Below are 3,940 nucleotides of genomic sequence, written 5' to 3' on the forward strand. Positions count from 1 at the left end.
CATGACATTCCAGCTTCGATATAAAACTCCCTATTACAGCTTAAAGGTTAAAACTTAATTAACAATACGCACAAAGTAGCTTCTTTTATATAGTACACCATCGGGCGGTTTTAATCAAGAGGCCAGAACAATTGTTTAGAAAAACTTTTTCCAGCCAATAAAAATGTTTTTTCGCTATTATATCCAAAGATTCGACAAATCAAAAAATATATTACAATAAAAAAACAGCCTTTTTTCGCTAAGAGGATTCATCACTTTCTTCTATATAAATATGTATACAAAAAAACTCCTATCAATGCGATAGGAGTTTTTGTTCATTAGAATTTTGCAGCAAGATCTTTTGCTTCTTGTAAACCTTTTTCAACGATTTCTTGCGCTTGATCAGGCGCTGCGTTATGTCCTTCGATGACAACTGTGTGTAAGTCTTGAACACCCCAGAAACCAAGAACTGTTTTCATGAAGTTTAATGACATTTCTAAAGAAGCCATTGGTCCTTCAGAATAAATGCCGCCACGCGCGTTAAGGAGTGCAACTTTTTTGTCGCCCATTAAACCAACTGGTCCTTCTTGTGTGTATTTGAATGTAACGCCTGCACGAGACAGGTAATCAACATAAGTATGAAGCACTGCTGGCACTGTGAAGTTCCAAAGCGGGAATGCGAAAACAACTTTGTCAGCTTTTACAAACTGATTCAGATATTTGTCGGCAATTGCTGCTTGTTTTTTCTCTTCTTCTGTCATTTCCATTCCTTGACCTGCTTTAAATGTTCCGTTAATCATATCTCTTCCGAGGTAAGGAAGGTTTTCTTTATGAAGGTCTAATTCAACCACTTCATCATTAGGGTTATTTTCTTTATAAGCAGCTAAGAAAGCTTCGTAAAGTTTAGTTGAAACGCCTTCTTCAGCTGTACGGTCGCTTGATTTTACAAATAAAACTGTAGACATTTGTATTCCTCCCGGTAAACTTTTTATATTTACTTACAAATAGTATGTTACTTTCTTTTTCACTCAAAGTCAATCACTTTATTTTGAATATGAGATTTTTTTCAAAAAAAAAAGCAAGTACATCTAATATCGGTGTACTTGCCTGGCATTTTTACTTCGAATCTTGTTCACGATCCAAGATTTCATACGTCTGTGAGCTTTTTTGATCAATTGTTTCTTTGTTGGATAGATCTTTTACCTGTTCGTGAAACGCTCGTTCATATGAAGGAGCATCTGCCTCAAGGTCATCCTCCATATCAGCTTGCGCCTCAACTGTCATTCTCGCATAGGGAACAGCTTCAAGTCTTTCGTAAGGAATGTCTTGGCCCGTTTTTTCACACACGCCGTAAGTTCCTTCTTTCATCTTTTGTAATGCATGGTTAACCTCCTCTAACAGCTCCCGGTCAATCTCTCTCACCGTTTGGTCTGTCATCCGGTCTGTGACGAGCGTACCGTGGTCTGCCATATGGTTGTCAACCCCATTGGAAAGCTCCCCCACTTCTTCTGTCATTGATTCTGTTTCCTTTTTCTCTCCAGACAATTCTTTTTGCATATCGAGCAATTTATGATAGAGATGCTGTGTTTGTTCATTTGTCAGTGCCATGTATATCCTCTCCTTTCTATTCTGTTTCCCGTTTTGCCTCCTGTCAAACATGGGAACATGGATGGAAGGATGAGCTACTGCCTTTTTGAACGGATCGTGACCGCTGGTGTTGATGGCGCTTCGGATTTTCGCCGGCACTTTTTGTCTTTCTCTTCTGGCGGCATATAATAGGTTGCGCCTATATTTAATCTGCCGCTCAGTTCATCAATGGTCAGCTCGCCGAATTCGAGATGATAATCAATTTTTTCAACATTCAGCGTTTCAATATGTATATAGGTTTCTTCAGCCTGCTGTTTGCTGCTGTTGTTCTGTTCCTCAAGCCGTGAAAGCCTTTCTTCACATTCACGCAGTTTGTCAAATTCTGATTTCAAACAATGCCCGATCAGGGACCTAAGCATTTTTTTCATGACATCACGACCCTTTGCATACTCCTCTTTCGTCTACATATATAATGTGTATATCCCAAAGAAAGGAGAGGTTTTCATGCTTCCGACTAACATCAATATTGCTCATCTCAAAACTAACACGATAGGCAGCGGCTCATCCCTTACCTTTGGTTCTGCGGAATTAAGGAACAAGTGCTCTGCTATCAAAAGAAATAACGGTTTCGGGGAACAAAATGCAGATTTTGTGGCCATGGTCATTCCAATTGAATCAATTGATGACCGTGACGGAGCAGATGCACTCAGTATGAAAATCAATCATCAATAACAATGGTTTTCGCTTGACCTTCGTCTTTTTGAATGGTGATGTATAGGATTCCGTCTTTAAAAATGGCACTCATCTTTCCATGAAGATGATCGGAAAGCGGAATTTTCTTTTCAAAACTTCCGTATTTCCCTTCTTTTTGGCGAAAGTCCTGTTCATTAAAATAGGAAAAGCGCTGCCCCTTCACCACTAAATAATCTCCGTACGATAATATGTGAACGTCCTGTTTACGGTAGCCTGGAAGATAGATCAAAAACTGGACTTCCGTAACGGTATCTACAATATCCATGCTTGGAAATGAAGCATCTCCTTTCCCTCGCTGATCTTGCTGCGAAAACGGAAACGGAGATTGGCCATTTGTCATAAAAGGGGTTTTTTGGTCTTCATCAAATACCTGTTTCCAAAAGTCACCGCCGTACATCTGCTGTGCGAATTCCATCCACTGCTTCATCTTTTCGAAATCCATTTGAAGCCCCCTGTCTTAACATACTTTATAACCGCCAGCATACAACTATAGAAAGGAGGTTTGCCTGTGGTTCAACCAACTCCGTATATCAATATTAATATTTTCATGCTGAAAATTAATTCCTTTGAAAATGCTTCAGCGGTTAACGTAGGACAAAATTTATTGGCAGAATGGCAAAATTCAGATAAAAAAAATCAAGGCTACGGACAGAATTTTGGAGATGCGAGCGGATTTATGGGCACGAGAAGCCATGTGGATGACAGAGACCAAATTGATTCTCCGGCCTCTTTTGAAAGTGAAGCGGTTAACTCTTCGATCAAAAGGAAGTGATGAGATGTTCTTTTCACCCTCCGTCGTGAATGTCGGCGGATTTAAAATCAATACGATGGACCGTGGTTCCTCTTTAACACTCGGTCCGTATCAGCAGGTCGATTACTTTTTATCAGCCAAAATAAATCAAGGCTTTGGAGAAGAAAATGGCGACTTTACTCCTCTTGTCGTACCGATTTCAAATGTATTAGATGCAGATCTTATTGATTCGAACTCAGCGAAAAACAGTGTGGTATAACCAGAACAGGGCGCATATGCCCTGTTTTTTTTATAAAAAAAAGCCTAACCATTTTTGAACGGCTGGCTCATGAAATATTCAGCTGCACAAATGCTTTGTCAGCACCGCCTGAACTTCGCTTAAATCGGTGTCTTTCGCAAATTCTAATTCGAACGTTTTGCTTCTTGTCATCAATAAAAGCCCAGTGTCCGGATCAAACATTCCCGCTTCTTGGATGGCAAAGCTTTCAATTGTTTTATATGGAAGAAATACACGAACCTTCTTTTTGGAAAACATTTTATTGTCAAAGAAAATGATCCGCTTATTTGTAAAGCAAATTTGGTCCACTCGGAGCTTATAAATCGATTCTATTCTTTCCCCTTCAACGAGCAAAGCTTCAAGCTTCTTTGCGTCCGTTGATCTGCTAACAGAAAAAATACCCAATGAAGAACCCCTCTTTCTGCATTTATCTATTTGTTTTATCATTCACTACATAAAAATAAGTCCTTTATCCCTATATAAGAATACGACATAGAAGACATTTAAACCATTACGAACAGATTACATTTTTCAAATTTTTGATTTGTTTTTCGGCTTTTAAGCTGTTGTCATCAAGTAATACGCACATATTG

Annotated in this window: 8 protein-coding genes; 3 read left to right on the forward strand and 5 right to left on the reverse strand. The window is 39.1% G+C overall.

Annotated elements, in window-relative coordinates:
* Positions 1 to 317: 317 nt before the first annotated feature.
* The 3 genes from azoJ to C1T29_RS12015 all read right to left on the reverse strand — a co-directional run bounded on the left by azoJ (position 318) and on the right by C1T29_RS12015 (position 1,994).
* Positions 318 to 944, reverse strand: a complete 627-nt coding sequence (gene azoJ, locus C1T29_RS12005) for an FMN-dependent NADH-azoreductase AzoJ (protein ID WP_014664261.1) — start codon at positions 942 to 944, stop codon at positions 318 to 320.
* Positions 945 to 1,095: 151 nt separating this feature from the next.
* Positions 1,096 to 1,587: a TraR/DksA family transcriptional regulator gene (locus C1T29_RS12010; RefSeq protein ID WP_014664262.1), complete on the reverse strand. Its 492-nt coding sequence runs from the start codon at positions 1,585 to 1,587 to the stop codon at positions 1,096 to 1,098.
* 74 nt (positions 1,588 to 1,661) lie between these two features.
* The gene (locus C1T29_RS12015) at positions 1,662 to 1,994 is read right to left on the reverse strand and encodes a hypothetical protein (RefSeq protein ID WP_103749663.1); all 333 of its coding nucleotides are present in this window, start codon (positions 1,992 to 1,994) and stop codon (positions 1,662 to 1,664) included.
* Positions 1,995 to 2,070: 76 nt separating this feature from the next.
* Between C1T29_RS12015 and C1T29_RS12020 the strand changes: the two genes are divergently transcribed.
* Positions 2,071 to 2,298 (forward strand): hypothetical protein, encoded by a 228-nt coding sequence (locus tag C1T29_RS12020; protein WP_069149723.1) that lies wholly within the window; start codon positions 2,071 to 2,073, stop codon positions 2,296 to 2,298.
* Here the strand turns inward: C1T29_RS12020 and yocM are convergent.
* Positions 2,285 to 2,761 (reverse strand): salt stress-responsive protein YocM, encoded by a 477-nt coding sequence (yocM, locus tag C1T29_RS12025; protein ID WP_014664265.1) that lies wholly within the window; start codon positions 2,759 to 2,761, stop codon positions 2,285 to 2,287. The two genes, C1T29_RS12020 and yocM, sit on opposite strands and share 14 nt — an antisense overlap.
* Before the next feature lie 66 nt (positions 2,762 to 2,827).
* Between yocM and C1T29_RS12030 the strand changes: the two genes are divergently transcribed.
* Positions 2,828 to 3,091 (forward strand): hypothetical protein, encoded by a 264-nt coding sequence (locus tag C1T29_RS12030; RefSeq protein WP_004399338.1) that lies wholly within the window; start codon positions 2,828 to 2,830, stop codon positions 3,089 to 3,091.
* A 4-nt stretch (positions 3,092 to 3,095) separates the two neighbouring features.
* On the forward strand, positions 3,096 to 3,329 hold the full coding sequence (locus tag C1T29_RS12035; RefSeq protein ID WP_014664266.1) for a hypothetical protein: 234 nt from the start codon (positions 3,096 to 3,098) through the stop codon (positions 3,327 to 3,329).
* Positions 3,330 to 3,407: 78 nt separating this feature from the next.
* On the opposite strand, the gene C1T29_RS12040 is transcribed toward C1T29_RS12035, so the two are convergent.
* Positions 3,408 to 3,752 (reverse strand): PH domain-containing protein, encoded by a 345-nt coding sequence (locus C1T29_RS12040; protein ID WP_003220141.1) that lies wholly within the window; start codon positions 3,750 to 3,752, stop codon positions 3,408 to 3,410.
* Positions 3,753 to 3,940: the final 188 nt, after the last annotated feature.

The organism is Bacillus sp. MBGLi79, from assembly GCF_002953915.1.

Coding starts and splice junctions, on each gene's coding strand:
- azoJ (WP_014664261.1), bottom strand. CDS start 944: ATGTCTACAGTTTTATTTGTAAAATCAAGCGACCGTACAGCTGAAGAA.
- C1T29_RS12010 (WP_014664262.1), bottom strand. CDS start 1,587: ATGGCACTGACAAATGAACAAACACAGCATCTCTATCATAAATTGCTC.
- C1T29_RS12015 (WP_103749663.1), bottom strand. CDS start 1,994: ATGAAAAAAATGCTTAGGTCCCTGATCGGGCATTGTTTGAAATCAGAA.
- C1T29_RS12020 (WP_069149723.1), top strand. CDS start 2,071: ATGCTTCCGACTAACATCAATATTGCTCATCTCAAAACTAACACGATA.
- yocM (WP_014664265.1), bottom strand. CDS start 2,761: ATGGATTTCGAAAAGATGAAGCAGTGGATGGAATTCGCACAGCAGATG.
- C1T29_RS12035 (WP_014664266.1), top strand. CDS start 3,096: ATGTTCTTTTCACCCTCCGTCGTGAATGTCGGCGGATTTAAAATCAAT.